At 36.6% G+C, this 24,665-nt stretch carries 25 protein-coding genes and 4 other annotated features (1 of these 29 only partly in view); of the genes, 19 read left to right on the top strand and 6 right to left on the bottom strand.

What is annotated here, in order from left to right:
- Window positions 1-57: 57 nt before the first annotated feature.
- From ytaF to AC1DMU_RS23185, 14 genes are all read left to right on the top strand, one after another.
- Entirely contained in the window at window positions 58-690 is a 633-nt protein-coding gene (gene ytaF, locus AC1DMU_RS23250) for a sporulation membrane protein YtaF (protein WP_000281739.1), read from the top strand.
- A gap of 53 nt (window positions 691-743) precedes the next feature.
- A complete protein-coding gene (coaE, locus tag AC1DMU_RS23245) occupies window positions 744-1,346 on the top strand; it encodes a dephospho-CoA kinase (protein ID WP_088064547.1) in 603 nt (200 codons plus the stop codon).
- Window positions 1,347-1,455: 109 nt separating this feature from the next.
- Entirely contained in the window at window positions 1,456-2,484 is a 1,029-nt protein-coding gene (locus tag AC1DMU_RS23240) for a glyceraldehyde-3-phosphate dehydrogenase (RefSeq protein WP_000198978.1), read from the top strand.
- A 387-nt stretch (window positions 2,485-2,871) separates the two neighbouring features.
- Window positions 2,872-3,255, top strand: coding sequence for an adenosylmethionine decarboxylase (gene speD / locus AC1DMU_RS23235; RefSeq protein ID WP_002003660.1), 384 nt, complete (start codon window positions 2,872-2,874; stop codon window positions 3,253-3,255).
- 285 nt (window positions 3,256-3,540) lie between these two features.
- Entirely contained in the window at window positions 3,541-4,002 is a 462-nt protein-coding gene (gene nrdR / locus AC1DMU_RS23230) for a transcriptional regulator NrdR (RefSeq protein ID WP_001203687.1), read from the top strand.
- 151 nt (window positions 4,003-4,153) lie between these two features.
- Complete coding sequence (locus AC1DMU_RS23225; protein ID WP_087985378.1) at window positions 4,154-5,560, top strand: replication initiation and membrane attachment family protein; 1,407 nt, start codon at window positions 4,154-4,156, stop codon at window positions 5,558-5,560.
- Between the two features lie 33 nt (window positions 5,561-5,593).
- Complete coding sequence (gene dnaI / locus AC1DMU_RS23220) at window positions 5,594-6,532, top strand: primosomal protein DnaI (protein WP_000400114.1); 939 nt, start codon at window positions 5,594-5,596, stop codon at window positions 6,530-6,532.
- A 278-nt stretch (window positions 6,533-6,810) separates the two neighbouring features.
- Complete coding sequence (gene ytxC, locus AC1DMU_RS23215; protein WP_088064546.1) at window positions 6,811-7,692, top strand: putative sporulation protein YtxC; 882 nt, start codon at window positions 6,811-6,813, stop codon at window positions 7,690-7,692.
- A gap of 31 nt (window positions 7,693-7,723) precedes the next feature.
- Window positions 7,724-7,953: a binding site (T-box leader), on the top strand.
- A gap of 47 nt (window positions 7,954-8,000) precedes the next feature.
- Window positions 8,001-9,938 carry a threonine--tRNA ligase gene (gene thrS / locus AC1DMU_RS23210; protein WP_000786074.1) on the top strand — a complete coding sequence of 646 codons (1,938 nt, stop codon included), beginning with the start codon at window positions 8,001-8,003 and terminating at the stop codon, window positions 9,936-9,938.
- A gap of 210 nt (window positions 9,939-10,148) precedes the next feature.
- Window positions 10,149-10,269 (top strand) — a sequence feature (ribosomal protein L20 leader region).
- A 62-nt stretch (window positions 10,270-10,331) separates the two neighbouring features.
- A complete protein-coding gene (gene infC, locus AC1DMU_RS23205; RefSeq protein WP_000973214.1) occupies window positions 10,332-10,835 on the top strand; it encodes a translation initiation factor IF-3 in 504 nt (167 codons plus the stop codon).
- Window positions 10,836-10,856: 21 nt separating this feature from the next.
- Entirely contained in the window at window positions 10,857-11,057 is a 201-nt protein-coding gene (gene rpmI / locus AC1DMU_RS23200) for a 50S ribosomal protein L35 (protein ID WP_001125946.1), read from the top strand.
- A gap of 37 nt (window positions 11,058-11,094) precedes the next feature.
- On the top strand, window positions 11,095-11,451 hold the full coding sequence (rplT, locus tag AC1DMU_RS23195) for a 50S ribosomal protein L20 (RefSeq protein ID WP_001138364.1): 357 nt from the start codon (window positions 11,095-11,097) through the stop codon (window positions 11,449-11,451).
- A gap of 470 nt (window positions 11,452-11,921) precedes the next feature.
- Window positions 11,922-12,413, top strand: coding sequence for a dUTP diphosphatase (locus AC1DMU_RS23190; protein ID WP_000365057.1), 492 nt, complete (start codon window positions 11,922-11,924; stop codon window positions 12,411-12,413).
- Between the two features lie 69 nt (window positions 12,414-12,482).
- Window positions 12,483-13,568: a M42 family metallopeptidase gene (locus AC1DMU_RS23185; RefSeq protein ID WP_048544341.1), complete on the top strand. Its 1,086-nt coding sequence runs from the start codon at window positions 12,483-12,485 to the stop codon at window positions 13,566-13,568.
- A gap of 40 nt (window positions 13,569-13,608) precedes the next feature.
- Here AC1DMU_RS23185 and AC1DMU_RS23180 read toward each other — a convergent pair whose 3' ends face one another.
- The gene (locus AC1DMU_RS23180) at window positions 13,609-14,226 is read right to left on the bottom strand and encodes a TetR/AcrR family transcriptional regulator (RefSeq protein WP_048544339.1); all 618 of its coding nucleotides are present in this window, start codon (window positions 14,224-14,226) and stop codon (window positions 13,609-13,611) included.
- A 297-nt stretch (window positions 14,227-14,523) separates the two neighbouring features.
- Here AC1DMU_RS23180 and AC1DMU_RS23175 point away from each other — a divergent pair, with 297 nt between their 5' ends.
- Both AC1DMU_RS23175 and AC1DMU_RS23170 read left to right on the top strand, forming a co-directional pair.
- Entirely contained in the window at window positions 14,524-15,177 is a 654-nt protein-coding gene (locus AC1DMU_RS23175; RefSeq protein ID WP_001071411.1) for an HlyD family secretion protein, read from the top strand.
- Window positions 15,178-15,189: 12 nt separating this feature from the next.
- Window positions 15,190-16,989, top strand: a complete 1,800-nt coding sequence (locus AC1DMU_RS23170) for a DHA2 family efflux MFS transporter permease subunit (RefSeq protein WP_087985376.1) — start codon at window positions 15,190-15,192, stop codon at window positions 16,987-16,989.
- Window positions 16,990-17,010: 21 nt separating this feature from the next.
- Here AC1DMU_RS23170 and AC1DMU_RS23165 read toward each other — a convergent pair whose 3' ends face one another.
- From AC1DMU_RS23165 to sspI, 5 genes are all read right to left on the bottom strand, one after another.
- A complete protein-coding gene (locus tag AC1DMU_RS23165) occupies window positions 17,011-17,367 on the bottom strand; it encodes an ammonia permease (protein WP_088064545.1) in 357 nt (118 codons plus the stop codon).
- 38 nt (window positions 17,368-17,405) lie between these two features.
- Window positions 17,406-17,777, bottom strand: coding sequence for a DNA-binding protein (locus tag AC1DMU_RS23160; protein ID WP_088064544.1), 372 nt, complete (start codon window positions 17,775-17,777; stop codon window positions 17,406-17,408).
- A gap of 142 nt (window positions 17,778-17,919) precedes the next feature.
- Complete coding sequence (locus tag AC1DMU_RS23155) at window positions 17,920-18,633, bottom strand: CPBP family intramembrane glutamic endopeptidase (RefSeq protein WP_088064543.1); 714 nt, start codon at window positions 18,631-18,633, stop codon at window positions 17,920-17,922.
- Between the two features lie 139 nt (window positions 18,634-18,772).
- Entirely contained in the window at window positions 18,773-19,330 is a 558-nt protein-coding gene (locus tag AC1DMU_RS23150) for an HD domain-containing protein (RefSeq protein ID WP_001189002.1), read from the bottom strand.
- A gap of 177 nt (window positions 19,331-19,507) precedes the next feature.
- On the bottom strand, window positions 19,508-19,717 hold the full coding sequence (sspI, locus tag AC1DMU_RS23145; RefSeq protein WP_000009511.1) for a small acid-soluble spore protein SspI: 210 nt from the start codon (window positions 19,715-19,717) through the stop codon (window positions 19,508-19,510).
- Between the two features lie 82 nt (window positions 19,718-19,799).
- Between sspI and AC1DMU_RS23140 the strand changes: the two genes are divergently transcribed.
- The 3 genes from AC1DMU_RS23140 to pheT all read left to right on the top strand — a co-directional run bounded on the left by AC1DMU_RS23140 (window position 19,800) and on the right by pheT (window position 24,391).
- Window positions 19,800-20,597: a TrmH family RNA methyltransferase gene (locus AC1DMU_RS23140; RefSeq protein WP_142291816.1), complete on the top strand. Its 798-nt coding sequence runs from the start codon at window positions 19,800-19,802 to the stop codon at window positions 20,595-20,597.
- 48 nt (window positions 20,598-20,645) lie between these two features.
- Window positions 20,646-20,874, top strand: a binding site (T-box leader).
- 43 nt (window positions 20,875-20,917) lie between these two features.
- Window positions 20,918-21,952 carry a phenylalanine--tRNA ligase subunit alpha gene (pheS, locus tag AC1DMU_RS23135; protein ID WP_000388220.1) on the top strand — a complete coding sequence of 345 codons (1,035 nt, stop codon included), beginning with the start codon at window positions 20,918-20,920 and terminating at the stop codon, window positions 21,950-21,952.
- Between the two features lie 18 nt (window positions 21,953-21,970).
- Entirely contained in the window at window positions 21,971-24,391 is a 2,421-nt protein-coding gene (gene pheT, locus AC1DMU_RS23130; protein WP_088064541.1) for a phenylalanine--tRNA ligase subunit beta, read from the top strand.
- 142 nt (window positions 24,392-24,533) lie between these two features.
- Window positions 24,534-24,665 (top strand) — a binding site (T-box leader) (it continues 120 nt past the right edge of the window).

Below are 24,665 nucleotides of genomic sequence, written 5' to 3'. Positions count from 1 at the left end.
GGATAGGCATTTGTCATATACATACAGCAGGGCTATGTATAAGGGAGGAGCTTACCGATGTACCTTTATTTATCTCTTATTTTATTAGCTTTTACATTAAGCTTAGATAGCTGTAGTGTAGGGCTAACATATGGTTTAAGAAGCGTAAGAATTCCACTAAGATCAATTATAATTATCGGAATGTGTTCAGCGGCTGTTATGCTTGTTTCAATGGGAATTGGACATATGATCGCGAAAATATTTTCACCTGTTATCGCAACGCGTATCGGTGGGCTTGTTCTTATTGGAATAGGAATTTGGGTATTATATCAATTTTTTCGAAGTGAGAAAAAAGAAGAACCAAAGCAAGAGGAGAAGGTTTGGAAATTAGAAATTGCTTCGCTCGGGCTAGTGATTCAAATTTTACGGAAACCGACTGTTGCAGATTTTGATAAATCAGGCACCATTTCTGCAGGAGAAGCGTTACTTCTTGGTATCGCTCTTTCTATAGATTCGTTCGGTGCTGGAATTGGTGCATCTTTATTAGGATATGCGCCCGCTATGATGGCAATATTAGTTGCGGTTATGAGTTCTTTGTTTTTATTTATTGGAATGAAACTTGGCACGGTTTTATCAAATATGAAATGGTTACAAAAATTTACATTCCTGCCTGGGGTATTACTCATTATTATTGGAATTTGGAAAATGTAAGTATGGGCGTGGAACATTAGTTTCGCGCCTTTTATATTGTGAGGAGGATTATGATGACAGTAGTAATTGGATTAACGGGAGGCATTGCAAGTGGAAAAAGTACAGTGTCTCAAATGTTTCGTGAACTGAGTATACCAGTTATTGATGCAGATATTATTGCGCGAGAAGTTGTAGAACGAGGAAAACCAGCATATAACAAAATTGTAGAAGTGTTTGGAACGGAAGTATTACAAGAAGATGGAGAATTGGATCGCCCGAAATTAGGAAGTGTCGTTTTCTATAATGAAGAAAAACGATTGCAGTTAAATAAAATCGTTCATCCTGCAGTTCGTGAGGAAATGAATACACAAAAGGAAAAGTACATAAAGGAAGGTATGCAAGCGGTTGTGTTAGATATACCTCTCTTATTTGAAAGCAAATTAACAAGTCTCGTTGACCGCGTATTAGTTGTAGCGGTTAAGCCACATACGCAATTAGAACGTTTAATGAAACGAAATAATTTTTCAGAAGAAGAAGCAACAGCTCGTATTCAATCTCAAATGCCGTTAGAAGAAAAAGTGAAGAATGCAGATGAAGTGATAAATAATGATGGCACAATTATGGGAACGAAAACACAATTACAGGTGATTTTAAAGAATTGGAACATTATTGACTAAAAAATTGTGAAATTAATGAAAATGCTTAGTGACATATCCCCTTTTTGTGTTATACTATTATTGGGATTGGAGATAAATAGTATAACGCATTCAAGGGGGATAACATATTATGACTCGTGTGGCAATTAATGGATTTGGACGTATTGGGAGAATGGTATTTCGTCAGGCAATAAAAGAAAGCGCATTCGAAATTGTAGCAATCAATGCAAGCTATCCATCTGAAACGTTAGCACATTTAATTAAATATGATACAGTTCACGGCAAGTTTGACGGAACAGTAGAAGCATTTGAAGATCACTTGTTAGTTGATGGGAAAATGATTCGCCTTTTAAACAACCGCGATCCAAAGGAATTGCCTTGGACAGATTTAGGTGTTGAAGTTGTAATTGAAGCAACTGGTAAATTTAATTCAAAAGAAAAAGCAATTCTTCATGTTGAAGCTGGAGCGAAAAAAGTTATTTTAACAGCGCCTGGTAAAAATGAAGATGTAACAATTGTAGTTGGTGTGAACGAAGACCAATTAGATATTACAAAACATACTGTTATTTCAAATGCATCTTGCACAACAAACTGTTTAGCGCCTGTTGTTAAGGTGTTAGATGAGCAGTTTGGAATTGAAAACGGTTTAATGACAACTGTTCACGCTTATACAAATGACCAAAAAAATATTGATAACCCACATAAAGATTTAAGAAGAGCACGTGCTTGCGGACAATCAATCATTCCGACAACGACAGGTGCCGCGAAAGCGCTTGCAAAAGTTCTTCCGCACTTAAACGGAAAACTTCATGGTATGGCACTTCGTGTACCAACGCCAAACGTGTCTCTTGTTGACTTAGTAGTAGATGTAAAACGTGATGTGACAGTTGAAGCTATTAATGAAGCATTCAAAACTGTTGCAAACGGTGCGTTAAAAGGCATTGTAGAATTCAGCGAAGAGCCTTTAGTATCTATTGACTTTAATACAAATACACACTCAGCTATTATTGATGGTTTATCTACAATGGTAATGGGTGATCGTAAAGTGAAAGTACTTGCTTGGTATGATAACGAGTGGGGCTACTCTCGTCGTGTTGTAGATCTTGTAACGTTAGTTGTTGACGAATTAGCGAAACAAAAAAATGTGCAACATATTTAAGTGAATAAGGGAGAGGGCAAGTGAATATTTGCCCTCTTTTTTTATTTTTTTCTGAAAAGGAAAAAAATTATAGGAGTATATTTTTGAAAGTGGACATACCACGAAACGTTGTGATTACTGTATTTGTGAATCATTTATTTTTTTTAGGGAAAAGTAAAGAGGAAAATATGACAGAAAATCGAAAAAACTGTTGTTGCAAAATGAAAATAAACAAAGTATACTAACACTCGTAAACTTAAGAGCTGAGGTACGTAGTCACTACTTAAAGGGTTAGGACCTCTCTGGACTAACTTTCCCCCGTGGTAGTGGAGCAAGCCAAATTGCAAATTAGTTTTCAATTCGAACAGTTAGAATAAATTTACAAGGGGGAACTGTAGAATGGATACTATGGATACGATGGGTCGTCACGTAATCGCTGAACTTTGGGATTGCGATTTCGACAAGCTTAATGACATGCCGTATATTGAACAATTATTTGTGGATGCAGCACTGAGAGCTGGTGCTGAAGTGCGTGAGGTTGCTTTCCATAAATTTGCACCACAAGGTGTAAGTGGAGTAGTAATTATCTCGGAATCACATTTAACAATTCATAGCTTTCCGGAGCACGGTTACGCAAGTATTGATGTTTATACTTGTGGGGATCGTATTGATCCAAATGTTGCTGCAGAATATATTGCAGAAGGTTTAAACGCGAAAACGCGTGAGAGCATCGAGCTTCCTCGAGGCACTGGTAGCTTCGAAATTAAGCAGAGAGAAACAAAAGCTCTTTAAAAAAGAACATAATTGATTTAAAATGTAAAGAGGTGTATAATGCACCTCTTTTTTAGTTTATAAAAAAGGAAAAATATAACGTACTCGTTAGTGAGATAAATTGAGCTCTTACGAATAAGTTAGCACCCCATCTACCATCTTATTTTTGAAAACGAGATGATAAAATAATGTGCTTAAACTTAAAGTGGTAAGAGAGTTAGAATGAGTTATATAATATTGTATATATATTGTCAGATGAAGTAAGTAGAGAAAAAATAAAGAGTATAGTGTAAAGGAGTGAATATATTGCGTTGTCCATCCTGTTCGCATAATGGTACAAGAGTGTTAGATTCGCGTCCGGTAGACGAGGGGCGCTCTATTCGAAGAAGGAGAGAGTGTGAAAGTTGTTTAAGTCGCTTTACGACATTTGAAAGAGTAGAAGAGTCACCTCTTATCGTTGTAAAAAAAGAAGGCACACGAGAAGAATTTAATAAAGAAAAGATTTTGCGCGGCTTAATTAAAGCGTGTGAAAAAAGACCAGTATCTTTAAGACAATTAGAAGAAGTAACTCAAAGTGTGGAACGTGAACTTCGTAATTTAGGTATATCAGAAGTGAAAAGTGATATGATTGGTGAAATTGTTATGGAAGAACTGCGTGATATTGATGATGTTGCTTACGTGCGTTTTGCTTCTGTATATCGCCAATTTAAAGATTTAAATGTATTTATTGAAGAATTAAAAGATATACTGCAAAAAGAAAGAGAGTAGAAGTTGTATTTTATTCTCTTTACATACCGTAGTAATGAGATAAGAGAGCTAGAAGCGAAAGCTAATAGCTCTTTTTCGCTAAGCAATTATATAATGAAGATAGAACGAATGAAGTAGAGGATAGATTGGATGAGAGAAAGGAAAAGCAAGAATGGAAAAACAGTCATGGATGGAGCTATTGCCAATTGATCGTTATAAAGTAAGTGCGAAAGGGTTATTGCATAATTACGACCGAAAAGTGTTAACGATGTTGTATCAGCCGTTAATAGGTAGTAGAGCTTTTAGTTTGTACATGACGCTATGGGGAGAGTTAGAGCAAGATCGTGTGTTTGGAAAAGAGAATACACATCATTCCCTTATGGTGACCATGCAGATGCAGCTTCCCGAAATATATGAGGAACGAGTAAAGTTAGAAGCAATTGGGCTTTTGAAGGTATATATTAAGAAAGAAAAAGATATTCGAATGTTTATATATGAATTGCAACCACCTTTATCTCCGAAGCAGTTTTTTGATGATATTGTGTTAAGCATCTTTTTATACAATCGATTGAGTCGGACAAAATATAATCAAGTAAAGCAATATTTCTTAGAAGAAGAATTTGATTTTGCTTCTTATGAAAATGTTACGCGTTCTTTCAATGATGTGTTTGGTTCGTTTAATCCAGGACAGCTTGAGCATGCGCAAGAAGATCTTCGTATTCCAAAAACGACAGCTATGCCAAGTAACGAGAAGGGAGACGCTCCAAAAGTTTGGAATGATTTCTTTGATTTCTCCTTATTTGTAGATGGCTTGTCCGCTCTTGTCCCTAAAAAGGCGATTACAGATCAAGTGCGAGAATGTGTCATTACACTTGCTTACGTGTACGATGTAGATGTGTTATCGATGCAAAATATCGTTCTTGGTACGGTGACAGAGATGCAGACAATTGATACCGAAAGGCTTAGAAAAGGAGCACGTGATTGGTATCAGTTCGAAAACGGTCAAGCGTTACCTGTATTAAGTGAAAGAGTACAACCTCACGCTGCACGTATGATGGAAGGAAAAGAGCCTTCTACACAAGAAGAGATGTTAATAAAACAGTTAGAGGAAATCTCACCAAAACAACTATTAAAAGAAATCTCTGGTGGTGCAGAGGCGACAAAGGCTGACTTGCAGATCGTTGAAGATGTAATGATCAATCAAAAATTAACGCCAGGTGTTGTGAATGTACTTATTTATTACGTTATGCTACGCTCAGATATGAAGCTTGCGAAAACGTATGTGGAGAAAATTGCTGGGCATTGGGCACGTAAAAAGGTCGGTACAGTAGCTGAAGCAATGGCGTTAGCGAAAGAAGAAAACCGTCAATATCAAGAATGGGCTGAGACGAAGAAAAAAGGCCGTACGTCGAAGAAAACGATAAGAAAAGAAATGGTACCAGATTGGCTGAAAGAAGAGCCGAAAGAACAAGAGAAAGAAACAGTGAAGAAAGATGTAAGTAAGAAAAAAGATGCAAGTACGTTAGATGATGAACGAAAACGACTAGAAGAAGTGTTAAAAAAATATAAGCGTGATTAATAGAAGAGAATGAACGCTCTTTGAGGTGAGAAAATGGAGCATATTCAAAATTCATTTGCAAAGTTAATGGAAAATAAAAATTTTAAAAATAGATATGAAGTATTAAAGGCGGAAGTAATGGCGCATCCGCGTGTGAAAGAATTTATAGACGAACATCAAGGTGAAGTAACAACTTCTATGATTGAGCGCAGCCTTGTGAAGTTATACGAATATATTGGACAAAGTGTAGGTTGTGCGGATTGTCCGGATCTAGGTTCGTGTAAAAACATGCTGCAAGGATATGAGCCAAAGCTCGTTATCCAAGGGAAGATGATTGATATTCAATACGATCGTTGCGTTAGAAAAGTAGCATATGACGAGAGAAAGAAATATGAAAAACTCGTTCAAAGTGTATATATGCCAACTGACATTTTACAGGCAACGATGGAAAACTTAGATCCTTCAGATTTAGATGCGCGTATTGATGCAATTGGTGCAGCTAATGAATTTTTAAGTACATATGAACCTGGTAAAAAAGTACAAGGTTTATATTTGTACGGTAAATTTGGTGTAGGGAAAACGTATTTGTTAGGAGCAATGGCGAATGAACTTGCTCAAAAGAAAATAAGTTCGATGCTCGTATACTTCCCTGAATTTTTACGTGAAATTAAAAGTTCGATTCAAGATAATTCGATTGGGGAAAAGATTGATGCGGTGAAACGCGTACAAGTTTTAATGTTAGATGATATCGGAGCAGAAGCGATGTCAAGTTTTGTGCGTGACGATGTGCTTGGTGCAATTTTGCAATTCCGTATGTTAGAAAACTTACCGACGTTCTTTACGTCTAACTTTGATTTCAAGGAATTGGAACATCATTTAACGTATACACAGCGTGGTGAAGCAGAACAAATGAAAGCAGCACGTATTATGGAACGAATTAAATATTTAGCGAAGCCGATTCCGATTGGCGGGAAAAACCGACGTCATAAGTAAAGAGTAAGCTGAAAAGCTTGCTCTTTTTTCGTTTTGAACACTTTTCAGAATAGGTGAATTGCAAAACGAAAAACTTCTTATAGAAAATTCATTGTAGCTTGTATCATTTTTTTCTCCCCCCCTTAATATATATAAAATTAGCAAGCCATATTGAGTGGATTTTCTAACGATAGGAAATGTAATTCTACTAAGAGTGAACTTCACGCGGGACGGACTCTTATAGGATTTGTAACGTATAGATACAATCCTTTAGAGCAGGGATAAAAGGGGGGACAAAAGTGATTGAAATTTGCTTCGAAGAAAAAAATGATGCTATGCATGTATATAGACAACTATTGAAAAGAGCGGAACTGTTATATAAGGAAACGAGTGTGTATTTACAGGAACAAAAAGTGGTGATTCACATACCAGTATGTGAATCGAATTATATTGAAAAGATTTTATTGCCGGTAATGGTATGTTTCATTGTGAATGTAAAGCAAAATAAGTGGATTTATACAATCTTAAAAGAGAAGTTTTTTTATGAAGAAGAGGAAGAGTGTCATCAAATATTGCATATGGCACAAGAGATTTTAAAGGGAAGAAGAAAAGGGATTGCTCGTGAATTAACACGTCACACATTTGAATCATATATTAAATCTTCTTTAAATAACTGGCTTTGTGATCCGCTTTCGTTCTCGTTTTCATCATATGTTCGTTTTCGCCTTCGTACATATAGGGAAATGGTAGCTAAGCTTGCTGAATTGTCGATTGATGAGTATAAGTTGGAACAAGAATATCAAATGTTTATTGAGACGCTAAGGCAACAAGTGCGCAGCCGAAAATCACGTTTGTCCTGTGTGCATCTTATTTTTGATGAAAGTTTTATTTTCTATGATGATAAAGGTAGACGTTTAAAACAGGAGAAATTGGTCCAATATATAGACGAGGAATTATTAAAGCAAAAGGATGTATATATTGATACGAAAGTAATTGCACCACTTCTTTCTATTTCGCCGAAAAAAATTTATTTATATACGAAAGAACAAGACCATAATATGATTATTACTTTGCGAAATGTATTTCAAGAACGGGTCCAATTACATGGATTACATGAGTTTGAGCGCAATGTGAAAAATTTAAAAAATAAAGGTAACGCCCTTGATTTTCTAAGTTTTTGAGCATATAATTACCTACATAAATGAAATATATTGAAATGTCATGATGAGGACATGAGTAGTTTTCTACGATTTTCAGAGAGGGAAGCCTTAGGGTGTGAGCTTCCTAGTACGGGATTATTACTTACCACCTCTAAACTTTAGCAGTGAACGGTTTTTTCTAGTAATTGCTAACGGACAACACCGTTATGTTGAACTTGAGCAATTAACAATAATGTTAATTGGAACAAGGGTGGAACCACGAATTCAACACTCGTCCCTTTTTACGGGATGAGTGTTTTTTATTTTGAAAAAAAGAGGAGTGACCAGTGATGGCAGATGTAGTTAAAATTACTTTCCCTGATGGAGCTGTGAAGGAGTTTCCAAAAGGCGTAACAACTGAAGAAATCGCAGCTTCTATTAGCCCAGGCTTAAAGAAAAAAGCTGTGGCTGGAAAATTAAACGATGAGATGATCGATCTTGTTACACCAATCGAAGAAGATGGTGCAGTTTCTATTATTACATTAGATTCTGAAGATGGCTTATACATTTTACGCCATTCAACAGCCCACCTATTAGCACAAGCGTTAAAACGTTTATATAAAGATGCTAAGCTTGAGCTCGGCATTGGTCCAGTGATTGAAAATGGCTTCTACTACGATATTGATATGGAAGAAGCAATTACAGTTGAAGACTTCAAGAAAATCGAAAAAGAAATGCAAAAAATTGTGAACGAGAACTTAGAAATCGTTCGTCATGAAGTGCCACGTGCAGAAGCACTTCGTCGCTTTGAAGAAATCGGCGATGAGTTAAAATTAGATTTAATTAACGATCTTCCAGAAGATGCAGTTATTTCAATCTACGAGCAAGGCGAATTCTTCGACCTTTGCCGTGGTGTTCACCTTCCATCTACAGGGAAAATTAAAGTATTTAAATTATTAAGCGTTGCAGGTGCTTACTGGCGCGGCGATAGCAATAATAAAATGCTACAACGTATTTACGGTACTGCATTCGTTAAGAAAGCAGAATTAGATGAGCACTTACGTATGCTTGAAGAAGCGAAAGAGCGCGATCACCGTAAATTAGGTAAAGAATTAAAACTATTTACTAATAGCCAAAAAGTAGGACAAGGTTTACCACTTTGGTTACCAAAAGGTGCAACTATCCGCCGCATTATCGAGCGTTACATCGTTGATAAAGAAGCAAGCTTAGGCTATGATCACGTATACACTCCAGTACTAGGAAGCAGAGAGCTTTATGAAACTTCTGGTCACTGGAATCACTACCGTGATGGTATGTTCCCATCAATGGAAATGGATAATGAAGAGTTAGTTCTTCGTCCAATGAACTGCCCTCACCACATGATGGTTTATAAAAATGATATTCACAGCTACCGTGAATTACCAATCCGTATTGCGGAACTTGGAACAATGCACCGCTATGAAATGTCTGGAGCATTATCTGGATTACAACGTGTACGCGGAATGACTTTAAACGATGCGCACATTTTCGTTCGCCCAGATCAAATTAAAGAAGAGTTAAAACGTGTTGTAAACTTAACTCTAGAAGTGTACAAAGATTTTGGTTTAGAGAACTATTCATTCCGTCTATCTTATCGTGACCCAGCTGATACTAAAAAGTACTATGCTGATGATGAGATGTGGGAAAAAGCACAAGGTATGTTAAAAGAAGCTATGGATGAAATGGGTCTTGATTACTATGAAGCTGAAGGTGAAGCGGCATTCTACGGTCCAAAACTTGACGTTCAAGTTCGTACTGCTCTTGGAAAAGACGAAACACTTTCAACTGTACAATTAGACTTCTTACTTCCAGAACGCTTTGAATTATCTTACGTTGGTGAAGACGGTAAACAACATCGTCCAGTTGTAATTCACCGTGGTGTTGTATCAACTATGGAACGTTTCGTAGCCTTCTTAATTGAAGAATACAAAGGTGCATTCCCAACTTGGTTAGCTCCAGTTCAAGCGCAAGTAATTCCAGTTTCTCCGCAAGTACATTTAGACTATGCGAAGAAAGTACAAGATGAATTACGTCGTGCTGGTATCCGTGTTGAATTAGATACTCGTGAAGAGAAAATTGGTTACAAAATCCGTGAAGCACAAATGCAAAAAATTCCGTACATGCTTGTAGTAGGTGACAATGAAGTAACTGAAAACGGCGTAAACGTACGTAAATATGGTGAACAAAAATCAGAAACAATTGCATTAGATGCTTTTGTTGATATGATTAAAGTAGAAGGAAAACGATAAGACAAAGCCGCGGTATACCGCGGCTTTCGTATGTATTATAAAAAAGAAAAACTAGAAAAAATAACCAAACTATACTTATCATAAAAAAGTATTGCAAGTATGTTAGTTGTTTGTTACAATATTTCTTGTTGTTAGTAAAACACATAGCGTCTTCTTGACAGACGTCATGTCCTATGATAAACTCATCAAGGATAATAGAATATTGTTTTGTGGAACAAGTAGAAGCACCCGCTTCTCACCTGATGGACGCATTCGCAGTTTACAGGTAAATGTATTTCTTACTTAAGAATTTACAAGTGTGGGTGTCGTATGCCCGCACTTTTTTTGTCGGGTTCTATGACTACAAAAGATGTTCTGAAAAAACCTTGGAGGTGGCTTACTATTAGCAAGGATATGATGATTAACGAGCAAATTCGTGCACGTGAAGTACGTTTAGTTGGTGCAAATGGCGATCAACTTGGAATCAAGTCTCGTAATGACGCTTTAGACTTAGCTGCAAATCTTAATCTTGATTTAGTATTAGTTGCTCCAAATGCGAAACCGCCAGTATGCCGCATTATGGACTACGGTAAATTCCGCTTTGAGCAACAGAAGAAAGAAAAAGAACAGCGCAAAAATCAAAAAGTAATTAGCATGAAAGAAGTTCGTTTAAGTCCAACAATTGATGAACACGACTTTAACACAAAACTTCGTAATGCTATCAAGTTTTTAGAGAAAGGCGACAAGGTTAAAGCGTCAATTCGCTTTAAAGGACGTGCCATTACTCATAAAGAAATCGGTCAACGTGTTTTAGATCGCTTCTCAGAAGCTTGTGCTGAAGTTAGTACAATTGAATCTAAGCCTAAAATGGAAGGACGTAGTATGTTCTTAGTTTTAGCACCGAAAAACGATAAGTAATAGATAGAGGAGGAAATACCTATGCCTAAACAAAAAACTCATCGCGGCTCTGCAAAGCGTTTCAAAAAGACTGGATCAGGTAAACTGAAACGTTCTCACGCTTACACAAGCCATTTATTCGCTAACAAATCTACAAAAGCTAAACGTAAACTACGTAAAGCTGGTGTAGTAAGCGCTGGTGACTTCAAACGCATTCGTCAAATGCTTGACAACTTAAAATAAGTTCGGCTGATATATAGAACAATTAGGAGGTAATATTATGCCAAGAGTAAAAGGTGGTACAGTTACTCGTCAACGTCGTAAAAAAGTTATAAAATTAGCAAAAGGTTACTACGGTTCTAAGAGTACATTATTCAAGGTTGCTAACCAACAGGTTATGAAATCTCTAATGTATGCATTCCGTGACCGTCGTCAAAAGAAACGTGACTTCCGTAAATTATGGATTACACGTATCAACGCAGCAGCTCGTATGAATGGTCTTTCTTACAGCCGTTTAATGCACGGTCTTAAAAATGCTGGCATCGAAGTTAACCGCAAGATGCTTGCTGACTTAGCTGTTCATGACGAAAAAGCTTTCGCTGAATTAGCAACAGTTGCAAAAAACAACATTAACTAATTAATTAGTTGAAACCTTAGAAGATTTTTCTTCTAAGGTTTTTTTATTTGTATGCAAAGAGAAGTATGTCGTTATCGATATGACAAAATCAATATAAAAGCTATAGCGATATAGAAGAATATATATATGAAGCCAGGAGAATTCTCCTGGCTTTTTTCAATTATCCCCCTTTGGAAAGAAGAGTATCTTTCCTACCTGAAACGACACTGCTATAATGGAAAGATGATATGGAACTTTCATCAGATAAAATAAATTTTTTATCAGTGGACAATCCCCGGATAATGATTAACTATCACCAATCGGAGTGAACAATCTAATAGTGATGATTGAAACGTATTTGTAAATTAAGGACAAGCTATTTTGTAAAGAGATAAATGGCTGACTTATTAATAAGAAACGAAAAATAATAATGAACTTTGAGATGAAACAACATTGTTGCGTAAAATGCGATGTTGGAGGAGGACAATAGAATGGACTTACTACAACTATTTAAATTACAAAAAGAATTAGATGACCGTATTGTAAAAGAGCATGATTTACAACCGAAAAAGTTGTTAAAAGAAAAAATGTTAGCTCTTCTTGTAGAAATTGGAGAACTTGCAAATGAAACACGTTGTTTTAAATATTGGAGCAACAAACCAGCATCAGAACGTGAAGTAATATTAGAAGAATACGTAGATGGCTTGCATTTTATTTTATCAATCGGAATTGATTTAGGTATTGATAAAAACTTCCTATTCTATAAATGTGCACAAACGAATAAAACACAAGTAGAAATTTTCTTAGACACATATGCGAAAGTAATTCGTTTTACAGATCAACCATCTATTACGAACTATATTGAATTATTTACAAGCTACCTTCGACTTGGACAAGCGCTAGAGTTTGAGCAAGAAGAAATTGAAAAGGCATATTTAGATAAAAATGAAGTAAATCATCAGCGTCAAACACAAGGATACTGATTTAATTTTTGAATATTTCAATTTCCTTTTGTATAATGAAGTGACTGAAGAAAAAGGAGGGTGTTGGCAATGACAAAATTAGACGCGACATTGACAATGCTAAAAGAATTAACAGATGCACGTGGTATTGCGGGTAACGAGCGTGAACCACGCGAAGTAATGAAGAAATATATTGAGCCGTTTGCGGACGAACTTTCTACTGATAATTTAGGAAGTTTAGTTGCGAAAAAAATAGGGGAAGAAAACGGCCCGAAAATTATGGTTGCAGGTCATTTAGATGAAGTTGGCTTTATGATTACGCAAATTGATGACAAAGGTTTCCTTCGTTTCCAAACAGTTGGTGGCTGGTGGTCACAAGTTATGCTTGCGCAGCGCGTGACAATTGTAACGCGTAAAGGAGATGTAACAGGTGTAATTGGTTCAAAACCACCACACATCTTACCTCCAGAAGCGCGTAAAAAGCCAGTTGAAATTAAAGACATGTTCATCGATATTGGTGCTTCTAGCCAAGAAGAGGCAATGGAGTGGGGCGTACGACCTGGCGATCAAGTTGTACCTTACTTTGAATTCCAAGTGATGAAAAATGAAAAAATGTTACTTGCAAAAGCATGGGATAACCGAATTGGTTGTGCAATTGCAATTGACGTATTAAAACAATTAAAAGATGAAAAGCATCCAAACGTTGTATACGGCGTAGGGACTGTACAAGAAGAAGTTGGTCTTCGTGGTGCGAAAACATCTGCGAACTATATTAAACCAGATATTGCATTCGCAGTAGATGTTGGTATCGCTGGTGACACACCAGGTGTAACGGCAAAAGAAGCGCAAAGTAAAATGGGTGATGGACCACAGATCATTTTATATGATGCTTCTGTTATTGGACATACAGGTTTACGTGACTTTGTAGTTGATGTTGCTGACGAATTACAAATCCCGTATCAATATGATTCAGTAGCGGGCGGTGGAACGGATGCAGGCGCAATTCACATTTCTGCAAATGGTATTCCGTCTATGGCAATTACGATTGCAACGCGCTACATTCATTCTCATGCGGCAATGTTACACCGTGATGACTATGAAAATGCAGTGAAGTTAATTGTAGAAGTTATTAAACGTCTTGATAAAGAGGCTGTACATAACATTACATTTAATTAATAGAAAAAGCGAAGGAGATTTTCCTTCGCTTTTTTATGTTTTAAAAAGGTCGTTCTAATCCTGCAGCAGTATGAGCACCTAAAATGATTAAACGAGTTAATTGCATAGCCATAAAATGCGGGGTATAAATCATCCCTCTTTTTAACCATGACATAATCATCCCGATATGAGCTCCTGTCACATAACTAATTAAAATATCACGAGGAACCATAAGATCTTTATCATCTGGCTGTGAAATAGACAGGCTTAATGTTAAATGTGTTTGTATTGTTTTCATCATTTTATAAGAGTAGTTTCCAGCGGCTTTATCACCAAGCATAACGTTATAGAAGTTCACATTTTCTGCAATATGTTCGAACAAAGCCAAAAATGTCGGATGTGGTGAATCAAATGTAAGTTGAAAATCTTCTTTATTTCTATTTTTCGGCTTAATAACTTCTGTTAATTTCTCTAACATTTCTTCAATGCTTTTGTCTAATAGGTCATATTTATCATGGTAATGGCTATAAAACGTAGCGCGATTTACAGGAGCACGTTCTGCAATATGTTGAACAGTTACATCATCAAATCCTTTTTCGCCTACTAAAGCGACAAAAGCATCCTGTATGAGTTGTCTCGTCCGCTTTACACGTGGATCATTTGTATTTTTAATAGACATTTTTACTTCCCCTCGTTTAATTTTCTATACTTAAACAACATATAGGTATTATATTGTTGTTTAAGCGACATTTCATACTTAAATTGTCGGTTGTAGATTCAAAATAATTATTTATAATTATAAACGATAGTCCTTCAGAAATCAGCACCGCTCGCAGGTAGATAAATTTCAATTTACACCGCAGATGGTGTGATTTTTTTGTTTAAAAGTTAATATAATTAACAATTAAACACTCTAAACAATAAGGACGTAAATAGTTTAGAAAAAAATTATATGCGATATAAGGAGAGGAATGCAATGAATCAGTTTCGAAGAATGGTGATTATCAACATTATCACATTAATTGTACTAGTTGGCGGCGGTATTGGCGGTTATTACTATTACAATCAAGCGGAAAATTATTTAAAAACAGAAAATGCAAAAATTGATGGAAAGGTAATTCCGATTGCATCACCAGTAGCAGGTAAATTAACTGACTGGAAAGCTGAAGTAGGAAAGAATTACAATGAAAATGATAAATTAGGTGCTGTTACTGTAGCGGCAGCAAATGGAGAACAAACAGTAGATGTAACAATTCCACAAAATGCAACAATTGTGCAATCAAATGCAACAACAAATGCTTTCGTTGGAGCAGGTAGCCCAATTGCTTATGCATTTGATATGAACAATTTATGGGTAACAGCAAACATTGAAGAAACAGATGTTGACGATGTACAAAAAGGTCAAGATGTAGATGTGTATGTAGATGCATACCCAGATACAACTTTATCAGGAAAAGTAGAGCAAGTTGGATTAACAACAGCGAATACATTCTCTATGTTACCATCAAGCAACGCAACAGCGAACTATACGAAAGTAACACAAGTAGTACCAGTTAAAATTTCTTTAGATCATAGTAAATCAGTAAATATTGTTCCTGGAATGAATGTGTCAGTTCGTATTCATAAGTAAGGGGGAGATGAGATGTCCTCAATTGCAATTGCAGGATATGCACTATTTTGTATAATCGTCTTCTTCCTTGTAAATCGTCTTTTACGAAAGAAAAAAACGAACGTGGGAGAAGAACAAGTCCCAGCCGTAAATAAAATAGAAGTAAGTAAGGTAGAAACAGAAGAGAAAGAAATTGAACGAAAGCAAGAAGCAGAAATTTCTAATGTAGTTGAGTTAGAAACAGGAAAGCAAGAAGAAGTAAAACAAGAAAAAGAAGCGCCGAAAAAACAAATGTCTACGCCTGTAGAAAATGTGAACGTCAAAGCAGTTGTAGCTGTATTAATTCTCGGCATGTTCGTTTCTATTTTAAACCAAACAATTATTAACGTTGCATTGCCTCCGTTAATGAACGAATTTAACGTATCAACTTCAACAGCACAATGGTTAATTACAGGTTTCATGCTTGTAAATGGTATTTTAGTACCGATTAGTGCCTTTTTAGTTTCACGATTTACGTATCGTAAATTATTCGTAGCGGCAATGTTATTCTTCACGGTAGGATCTATCATTTGTGCTATTTCAGGAAACTTTACAATGATGATGACGGGCCGCGTTATTCAGGCGGTGGGTGCAGGTATTTTAATGCCGGTTGGTATGAATATTTTCATGACATTATTCCCGCCTCATAAGCGCGGAGCAGCGATGGGATTACTAGGTGTAGCGATGATTTTAGCACCAGCTATCGGACCAACTGTAACGGGCTGGGTGATTGAAAACTATAGCTGGAACTTAATGTTCTATGCGATGTTTATTATCGGTTTAATTATTACATTCCTATCTTTAAAATTCTTTACACTAGCTCAGCCGGTATCTAAAACGAAGTTAGATGTATTCGGTGTTGTTAGTTCAAGTATTGGACTAGGTAGCTTATTGTACGGATTTAGTGAAGCAGGAAATAATAGTTGGACTAGTGCAGAGGTTGTTATTTCACTTATCATTGGTGTAGTAGGTATTGCGGTATTTATTTGGAGAGAGCTAACAACGGACAACAAAATGCTTGATTTACAAGTGTTTAAATACCCAGTATTTACTTTTACTTTAGTAATTAATGCAATTGTTACGATGGCATTATTCGGAGGTATGTTATTACTTCCGGTATATCTGCAAAACATTCGCGGTTTCACACCGATAGAATCAGGTTTATTACTACTTCCAGGATCATTAATTATGGGGATCATGGGACCTATTGCAGGTAAACTATTTGATAAGTATGGTATTCGTCCGTTAGCAATTGTCGGTTTAGCCATTACAACGTTTGCGACATATGAATTCACAACGTTATCGATGGATACACCGTATAGCGTTATTATGACGGATTATATTATACGTTCGATTGGTATGTCATTCATTATGATGCCAATTATGACAGCAGGTATGAACGCACTGCCGATGAAATTAATTTCTCACGGTACAGCAACGCAAAATACGTCAAGACAAGTAGCTGGTTCAATTGGAACAGCGATTTTAATCACACTTATGACGCAGCAAACGACTGCTCACGTAGCAGATTACGGCAACATGTTAACAACGTCAAACCCAATCTTAGTTGATAAAGTACACGGCATGGGGCAAAGTTTAGCAGCGATCGCTGGATCAGCGCAAGCAGGAGATGCGATGAGCACGCAACTATTATTTGGACAAATTTCGAAGTTATCTGCAATTAACGGTATTAACGATGCCTTCTTAATTGCGACGATACTCGCAGGGATTGCTTGGGTATTATCGTTCTTCTTACCATCAGGCAATAAACCAAATAGAAAAGCAGGGAATTAATTTCCCTGCTTTTTTGTCTGTTTAAAGAGTTAAATATAAAAAATGATAACCAGTTACGGAGCACAGTCCTGTTATAAATAAAACCATTCCCATAGCACGAATACTGGATATTTGTCTTCCGCTTATAATAGCTAATAGTCCAGCCAAAGAGAAGAAACACCAATATAAAGTTCCCGAAATTGGAACAATCCCCTCTAAATCTATTCCATAACCTATACAAATGATAGGAACAACAATAAGCGATATGCTAATGAAACCAGCCATAATAGTAAGTGATTTACGATATTTAATACCAGCAATAATTAAAAAAATGCCAACGATGAAGTCGCATAACATCAAAGTAAGAGCGAAAATCATCCAAGTTAATATTCCGAACACTTTTGTATTACCTCCGATTTATGGGGTTCTAAAAAATATTATATATAGTATGAATCACCTACAGTCATGAGTAACCAGAAGATAACCCCTAATATACCAGCGATGAAAATAATGAATCCCATATTACGTATACTTTTAATTTTGGTTTGGACTCCACTTATCCCTGCTAATAATCCAGTTAAAGAAAACAGTATCCAATATAAAGTTGTTGAAATAGGGAGGATTGCATTGCTATCCACTCCCATGCCCCAAAAAACAAAAGGTAGTGTGACAAAGGAGAAGCTAAGTAGCCCCATTAAACCAACAAATAATTTACGATGTTTCATGCTAGTAACAATTAAAAAAATACCACCGAACAATCCGCATAAAACAAGAAGTGGCATATAAACAACCCAAAGTAAGCTCAACATATATAGTCTCCTTCTATAGTAATCAGTTATATTTTACTACATGAGGTTTATTTTGGATATTATTAATAAATATGTATAAATTGATAGAAATGAGAAGTAATGATACGAATTAATAAAAAAGGTATCGCAATGATACCTCTTTCTAACTCAAGAATGCCAACATATTATTTATAATATGAAATAACATAGCTGGAATAATGGATTTTGTTTTTTTACATAAAATAGCCATTAATAATCCCATGAAGAAAGTAATTACCATTACGCCAAGTGAGTATGTATGAGCGATACCGAAGAAGAAACTTGTTACGATAGCTGCAATCCAAAATGGAAAGCGTTCTGAGAAGAAGCGGAGTATAAAACCACGGAAAATCAGCTCTTCAAAAATTGGTGTAAGTATTGCGAAGCCGAGAAGTAATAATATTTGATACTGCTTGAAAACGTCTAAGTTAAGTGCGGAAGATTGCTGCTTTGTTGCGTCTTGGAACATATAATTTAACAAGATGTAATTGAGTAAAATATTTGTAGCGAAGAAAAGAAGTAAGTATACGTATGTACGCCATTCTTTAAGTGCTTTAAAGTTAAAAGATTTTAGTAGTAATTTTTTTGCGGGTTCGAATTTAAAAATGAAGAATAACAACACGGCTAGTTGTAATACGATACTTGCAGTATTTGCAATAGATTCATACAGGGCAATTTGTTTTTTATCTGTAAGACCGGCTGTATAAATTGTTAAGGGCATTGCGAGGAACACAGTAATAAGTCCGGTTCCGAAAAAAGCGAATAAAACGGAGCTAATAAATTGTCCCCATGACATAGAGTATTTCTGTTCATTAGAAAGTTGTGTAGCGGGTTGCATTTGTAAAATCACCTCTTTATATTTGTATATTTAATTATAAAGTATTTTGTTTTTATATGTAATATTTAAATATTACATATAAAGGTGTATTTTCCATAAAATAATAAAAGAGGTATCACCCTATAGTGATGCCTCTTTCTCATTGATAACTATGTTCTGCCTTGTTATTCGATTTTGATTGCTCTATTTGCAATTCACGTTCTACCAATCGGTCTAACTGTTGAATAGCTTTTAATGCTTTTTCATAAGAAATCGTTCTATAATGGTGCGCTCCGCCCGGTTCTTCATCTGCTTCGTCTGCCCATTTAATAATGTTTTGAAGAGATGTTCTTTCAATTTCTTGCTGTACTAAGAAAGAATCTGTATGAAGAAGAATCGCGATAGAAATTTCTTTTGCTAGTTTCGGATGTTCTCCTAATCTAATAAGCAATTTATGAGCTCTTTCTGCTCCTTTAATCGCATGTATATCATTCTTTTTATACAAGTCATAATCCCATTCTCCCTCGCTGTACCATGTGTGATGTCCGATATCATGAAGGAAACCAGCTTTTGTTGCAGCATCGACTGAGGCATGATGCTTTTTCGCTAAGTGAAACGCATGGTAAGCGACAGCAATCGCGTGGACCATTCCAGAACGGTTTACATATTTTTGTGTAATGTGATGTTTAAAAACTTGTTCAAGCGTAATACGTTGCATAAAACATTCACTCCTTTTATCTAATGGTGTCTATAAAGAAAATCGATCGGTTTAAATGTATTTTGAATATTGTACTCCATCTGTGTAGCGTTAGTAAAGTAGAAATGTTTAGGAGAAGAAAAATTTTATAGACATAAAAGGTCACCTTAGTTTTTTTCTAAGGTGACCTTTTATTGTTTATTTTTTTAATCCTTGCTCTAGTGTTCCTAACATTTCGTGTTTTTCATTTTCATCAGCATTTTTCCAAATGACTTCGAATAAAACGCCAAGACCTGGAAGCATTTTTTCTTCACCGCTTTGAATTGCATCGACAATCGTTTCTTGTAATTGATCTTGTGAATTTCCAGATACATTCGCTAATACAGCACCGCGTAAATTAAAACTCATTATTTTCACCTCTTCTTCAGAATTGAAACTGACGTTAGTTTTTGTTCTTTTTTATGTAAATATGTATGAAAAATAGGCTATAATGATAAGACAAGAAGAGAGGGAAATACATATTATGAAAAACATTGATTCAGTGCAAAATCCGCGTGTGAAGCAGTGGAAAAAGCTGCAGACGAAAAAAGAGCGCGATAAAAAAGGTTTATTTTTTGTAGAAGGATTCCACTTAGTGGAAGAAGCTTTAAAAGCAGGAGTTGTAACAGAACTTATCGTTTCTGATCAGACAGATCTTCCGAAAGATTGGACAGTTAATGATGTGGAAATGTATATCGTACCTGAAGCAATCGTAAAAGTACTCCGTGAAACAGAAACGACGCAAGGGGTATTTGCTGTTTGTGAGAAACACGAGAGTGAAGTAGCTCTTGCAGATGGAAAGTTTCTTTTATTAGATGGTCTTCAAGACCCGGGCAACTTAGGGACAATTATTCGTACAGCTGATGCAGCTGGTATTCATGCTGTTGTGCTTGGAGAAGGATGCGTTGATGCATATAATAGTAAAGTGCTTCGCTCTACACAAGGTTCTATTTTCCATTTACCAGTTGTAAAAGGGAACTTAGAAGAGTGGGTAGACAAGTTAAGAGAAAATAACGTTCCTGTATATGGAACAGCTCTTGAAAATGGAGTTCCGTATGGTGAAGTAACACCAGCTGGTGGTTTTGCATTAATTGTAGGAAATGAAGGAAGCGGCGTAAGCCAAGAAATTCTTGCAAAAACGGATCAAAACTTGTATATTCCGATTTACGGCGGGGCAGAATCATTAAATGTTGCGGTTGCAGCAGGGGTTTTAACGTATTATTTACAAAGCCCAGTTGCGAACAAATAAAAAACTTCTTATAATAAGTTGAAGTATATTATATTAAAAGTTAAATAACGAAAAACGTTGATAGAGAAGAGTAACTTACAAAATCGCCATATAGGGAGAGAATGCCTTAGACTGAAAGCATTCTTATGGTAGACGGAAGTGAATTCACCTCTGGAGTTGACGCCAGGACCATATATATGTAAAGGCGTTCCGGTCAGAATTGATCGTTATAACTAATGAGTGGGCAGACCTGGTCTGTCAATTTAGGGTGGTACCGCGAATTTACCTCGTCCCTTTTTGGGAGCGAGGTTTTTTTATTTTTAAAATTAGGAGGGTTCCAAATGGAAGCACGTTTAAAAGAGCTAAAGCAAAAAGCGTTAGAGCTTATTGAAGAAGCGAAAGAGCTAAAGGGCTTAAACGACGTACGCGTAGCGTATTTAGGAAAAAAAGGTCCAATTACAGAAGTATTACGCGGCATGGGAAAATTATCAGCAGAAGAGCGTCCACGTATGGGAGCATTAGTAAATGAAGTACGTGAAGCGATTCAAACGCGTTTAGAAGACAAAATTGGAAACTTAGAAAAAGCAGTAATTGAAGCGAAATTAGCTACGGAAACAATTGATGTTACACTACCAGGCCGTCCTGTTGAAACAGGTTGTCACCATCCGTTAACAGCTGTTGTTGAGCAAATTGAAGATGTATTCATCGGTATGGGGTATGAAGTAGCTGAAGGAACAGAAGTAGAAAAAGACTACTACAACTTCGAAGCATTAAACTTACCGAAAGATCACCCAGCGCGTGATATGCAAGATACATTCTACATTACAGAAGAAACGTTACTACGTACACATACATCTTCTGTGCAAGCACGTACGATGGAAAATAATAAAGAAAAAGGCCCAATTAAAATTATTTGTCCTGGTAAAGTGTATCGCCGCGATGACGATGATGCGACGCATTCACACCAATTCATGCAAATTGAAGGTCTTGTAATTGATAAAAACATTCGCATGAGTGACTTAAAAGGTACACTGCAAGTATTCGTGAAAAAGATGTTCGGTGAAGATCGTGAAATCCGTCTTCGTCCAAGTTTCTTCCCATTCACAGAGCCATCTGTAGAGATGGATATTTCTTGTATGATGTGTCACGGCAAAGGTTGCGGCACTTGTAAAGGAACTGGCTGGATCGAAATTTTAGGCGCAGGTATGGTTCATCCGAACGTACTTGAAATGGCTGGTTATGATTCAAAAGAATATCAAGGTTTCGCATTCGGTATGGGCGCAGAGCGTATCGCAATGTTGAAATACGGCGTAGATGACATTCGTCATTTCTATACAAATGATGTACGTTTCTTACAACAATTCAAACGAGCGTAAGGGAAGGAGAGGATAAGTATGTTCGTATCATATCGTTGGTTACAAGAGTATGTAGATATTAAAGATGTAACAGCACAAGAACTAGCAGACAAAATCACGAAAAGTGGTATTGAAGTAGAAGGTGTTGAATTATTAAATAAAGGTGTAAAAGGTGTTGTAGTTGGTCACGTATTAGAATGTGAAAAACACCCAGAAGCTGATAAATTAAGCAAATGTTTAATCGATATCGGTGAAGAAGAGCCAGTTCAAATTATTTGTGGAGCTGCTAACATTGCAAAAGGTTTAAAAGTACCAGTTGCAAAAGTTGGTGCTGTACTTCCTGGCAACTTCAAAATTAAAAAAGCAAAACTACGTGGTGAGGCTTCTCACGGTATGGTTTGTGCGCTTCAAGAGCTTGGTATTGATGGAAAGTTAGTTTCAAAAGAATATGCAGACGGTATCTTCATCTTCCCAAGTGACGCTGAAGTTGGTGCAGACGCACTTGAAATTTTAAACTTACATGATGAAGTACTTGAGCTTGGTTTAACACCAAACCGTGCAGATTGCTTAAACATGTTAGGTGTTGCATATGAAGTCGCTGCTATTTATGGCCGTGAAGTAAAACTTCCAGCTATCAGCTTACAAGAAACAGCAGAAAAAACTTCTGATTACATTTCTGTAAGTGTAGAAGCGAAAGAAGAAAACCCATTATATATTGCAAAAATGGTGAAGAACGTAAAGATTGGTCCATCACCAATGTGGATGCAAACGCGCCTTATGGCAGCTGGCATTCGTCCAATTAGCAATGTAGTGGATATTACAAACTACATTTTAATGGAATACGGTCAACCGTTACATGCATTCGATTACGATAAATTAGGTTCAAAAGAAATCGTTGTTCGTCTTGCAAAAGAAGGCGAAAAAATTGAAACGTTAGATGATCAAGAGCGTACGTTACAAAGCCACCACCTTGTAATTACAAACGGAACAAAAGCTTTAGCTGTTGCTGGTGTAATGGGCGGAGCGGATTCTGAAGTTACAAATGAGACAGTAAACGTTTTAATTGAATCTGCATACTTTGCAGGTCAAACAGTGCGCCGTACATCAAAAGACTTAGGTCTTCGCAGTGAATCAAGCGCACGTTTTGAAAAAGGAATCGATCCAACACGTACATTTGAAGCAATTCAACACGCAGCTGCTTTAATGGCGAAATACGCTGGCGGAGAAGCACTTGAAGGTGTAGTAGAAGCTGACAACTTACAAGTACAAGAGCGTACAGTATCTGTTACTGCTGAAAAAGTAAACCGTGTATTAGGTACAAATATTTCTGCAAGTGAAATGGGTACAATGTTCACAAACTTGAAATTCCCATTCACAGAAGTAGAAGGAACATTCCATGTGAATGTACCAGCACGTCGTCCTGATATTACAATTTCAGAAGACTTAGTAGAAGAAGTGGGTCGTCTATACGGTTATGACCACATTCCAGTTACATTACCTTCTGGAACAATGACTCGTGGTAAATTAACATCAGCACAAACGAAACGTCGTAAAGTACGTCGCTTCCTAGAGGGTGCTGGTTTATATGAAGCGATCACATATTCATTAACAAGCGCTGATAAAGCGAAGCAATATATGGTCGAGCCAAATGAAAAAGCTCCTGTAAATCTTGCACTTCCAATGAGTGAAGAGCGTAGCCAACTTCGTTTAAGCTTAGTACCGCAATTACTAGAAGCTGTTTCATATAATGTGGCACGTAAAAACGATAGTGTTGCTTTATACGAAGCAGGTTCTGTCTTCTTACCAACAGAAGCAGGAGAACTTCCGAAAGAAGAACAACATCTTGCCGGTGTTATGACAGGACTTGCTCTTCACCATGCATGGCAAGGTGAGAAGAAAGTAGTAGACTTCTTCGTTGTGAAAGGTGTACTAGAAGGATTATTCGACGTACTTGGCGTTGCAAACCAAATCACTTATGCACCAGCAAAACGTGAAGGGATGCACCCAGGTCGTACAGCTGACATCGTATTAGATGGCGAAGTAATTGGTTTCATCGGTCAATTGCACCCAGAAGCAGAAAAACAATTAGATGTGAAAAATACATTCGTATTCGAATTATCTCTTGTAAAAGTATTTGGTGCAGACGCAGAAGAAACTTACTACACAGCAATTCCACGTTTCCCATCTATGACACGTGATATGGCTGTTGTCGTAACGAAAGAAACAAAAGCTGGTGAAATGAAGCAAGTTATTGCTGAAGCTGGCGGAGAACTTCTGAAAGACGTAACGCTATTTGACTTATACGAAGGTGAAAAAATGGAAGAAGGCAAGAAATCACTTGCATTCTCTATGACATACTTCGATGCAGAACGTACGTTAACAGACGAAGAAGTAACAGAAGCACATAACCGTGTATTAACAACGGTAGAAGAGAAGTTTGGTGCGGAGTTACGTAAGTAATGAGAAATTGCCGGATTAAGCCCGGCAATTTTTTTATGGCACGATTGTCGGAAAATCGATATATTACAAAAATCGCTGATATATTTTTTGGTATCTTGCATCTTTCTCTCGAATGTAGTACATTAATTTTAGTTTAACAAAATGAAAGACGATGATAAGGAAAAGTAGTATATACTATAATCCAAAGCGAGTCAGGGACGGTGAGAGCCTGATGAGGCGGTATATGTGAAGAACACCTTGGAGTTGCTAACCGAAATTGAATCTTGTATTCAAG

Source organism: Bacillus sp. 01N45, from assembly GCF_056399205.1.
This window is presented reverse-complemented; position numbering and strand designations above follow the sequence as displayed.

What these genes read in the sequence shown, in the direction of transcription:
- rpmI (WP_001125946.1), top strand. Translation starts at nt 10,857, where the DNA reads ATGCCTAAACAAAAAACTCATCGCGGCTCTGCAAAGCGTTTCAAAAAG.
- rplT (WP_001138364.1), top strand. Translation starts at nt 11,095, where the DNA reads ATGCCAAGAGTAAAAGGTGGTACAGTTACTCGTCAACGTCGTAAAAAA.
- AC1DMU_RS23170 (WP_087985376.1), top strand. Translation starts at nt 15,190, where the DNA reads ATGTCCTCAATTGCAATTGCAGGATATGCACTATTTTGTATAATCGTC.
- AC1DMU_RS23150 (WP_001189002.1), bottom strand. Translation starts at nt 19,330, where the DNA reads ATGCAACGTATTACGCTTGAACAAGTTTTTAAACATCACATTACACAA.
- dnaI (WP_000400114.1), top strand. Translation starts at nt 5,594, where the DNA reads ATGGAGCATATTCAAAATTCATTTGCAAAGTTAATGGAAAATAAAAAT.
- infC (WP_000973214.1), top strand. Translation starts at nt 10,332, where the DNA reads ATGATGATTAACGAGCAAATTCGTGCACGTGAAGTACGTTTAGTTGGT.
- sspI (WP_000009511.1), bottom strand. Translation starts at nt 19,717, where the DNA reads ATGAGTTTTAATTTACGCGGTGCTGTATTAGCGAATGTATCTGGAAAT.
- AC1DMU_RS23155 (WP_088064543.1), bottom strand. Translation starts at nt 18,633, where the DNA reads ATGCAACCCGCTACACAACTTTCTAATGAACAGAAATACTCTATGTCA.
- AC1DMU_RS23185 (WP_048544341.1), top strand. Translation starts at nt 12,483, where the DNA reads ATGACAAAATTAGACGCGACATTGACAATGCTAAAAGAATTAACAGAT.
- thrS (WP_000786074.1), top strand. Translation starts at nt 8,001, where the DNA reads ATGGCAGATGTAGTTAAAATTACTTTCCCTGATGGAGCTGTGAAGGAG.
- AC1DMU_RS23140 (WP_142291816.1), top strand. Translation starts at nt 19,800, where the DNA reads ATGATAAGACAAGAAGAGAGGGAAATACATATTATGAAAAACATTGAT.
- speD (WP_002003660.1), top strand. Translation starts at nt 2,872, where the DNA reads ATGGATACGATGGGTCGTCACGTAATCGCTGAACTTTGGGATTGCGAT.
- ytaF (WP_000281739.1), top strand. Translation starts at nt 58, where the DNA reads ATGTACCTTTATTTATCTCTTATTTTATTAGCTTTTACATTAAGCTTA.
- pheT (WP_088064541.1), top strand. Translation starts at nt 21,971, where the DNA reads ATGTTCGTATCATATCGTTGGTTACAAGAGTATGTAGATATTAAAGAT.
- AC1DMU_RS23180 (WP_048544339.1), bottom strand. Translation starts at nt 14,226, where the DNA reads ATGTCTATTAAAAATACAAATGATCCACGTGTAAAGCGGACGAGACAA.
- AC1DMU_RS23190 (WP_000365057.1), top strand. Translation starts at nt 11,922, where the DNA reads ATGGACTTACTACAACTATTTAAATTACAAAAAGAATTAGATGACCGT.
- AC1DMU_RS23160 (WP_088064544.1), bottom strand. Translation starts at nt 17,777, where the DNA reads ATGTTGAGCTTACTTTGGGTTGTTTATATGCCACTTCTTGTTTTATGC.
- AC1DMU_RS23175 (WP_001071411.1), top strand. Translation starts at nt 14,524, where the DNA reads ATGAATCAGTTTCGAAGAATGGTGATTATCAACATTATCACATTAATT.
- pheS (WP_000388220.1), top strand. Translation starts at nt 20,918, where the DNA reads ATGGAAGCACGTTTAAAAGAGCTAAAGCAAAAAGCGTTAGAGCTTATT.
- coaE (WP_088064547.1), top strand. Translation starts at nt 744, where the DNA reads ATGACAGTAGTAATTGGATTAACGGGAGGCATTGCAAGTGGAAAAAGT.
- AC1DMU_RS23240 (WP_000198978.1), top strand. Translation starts at nt 1,456, where the DNA reads ATGACTCGTGTGGCAATTAATGGATTTGGACGTATTGGGAGAATGGTA.
- AC1DMU_RS23225 (WP_087985378.1), top strand. Translation starts at nt 4,154, where the DNA reads ATGGAAAAACAGTCATGGATGGAGCTATTGCCAATTGATCGTTATAAA.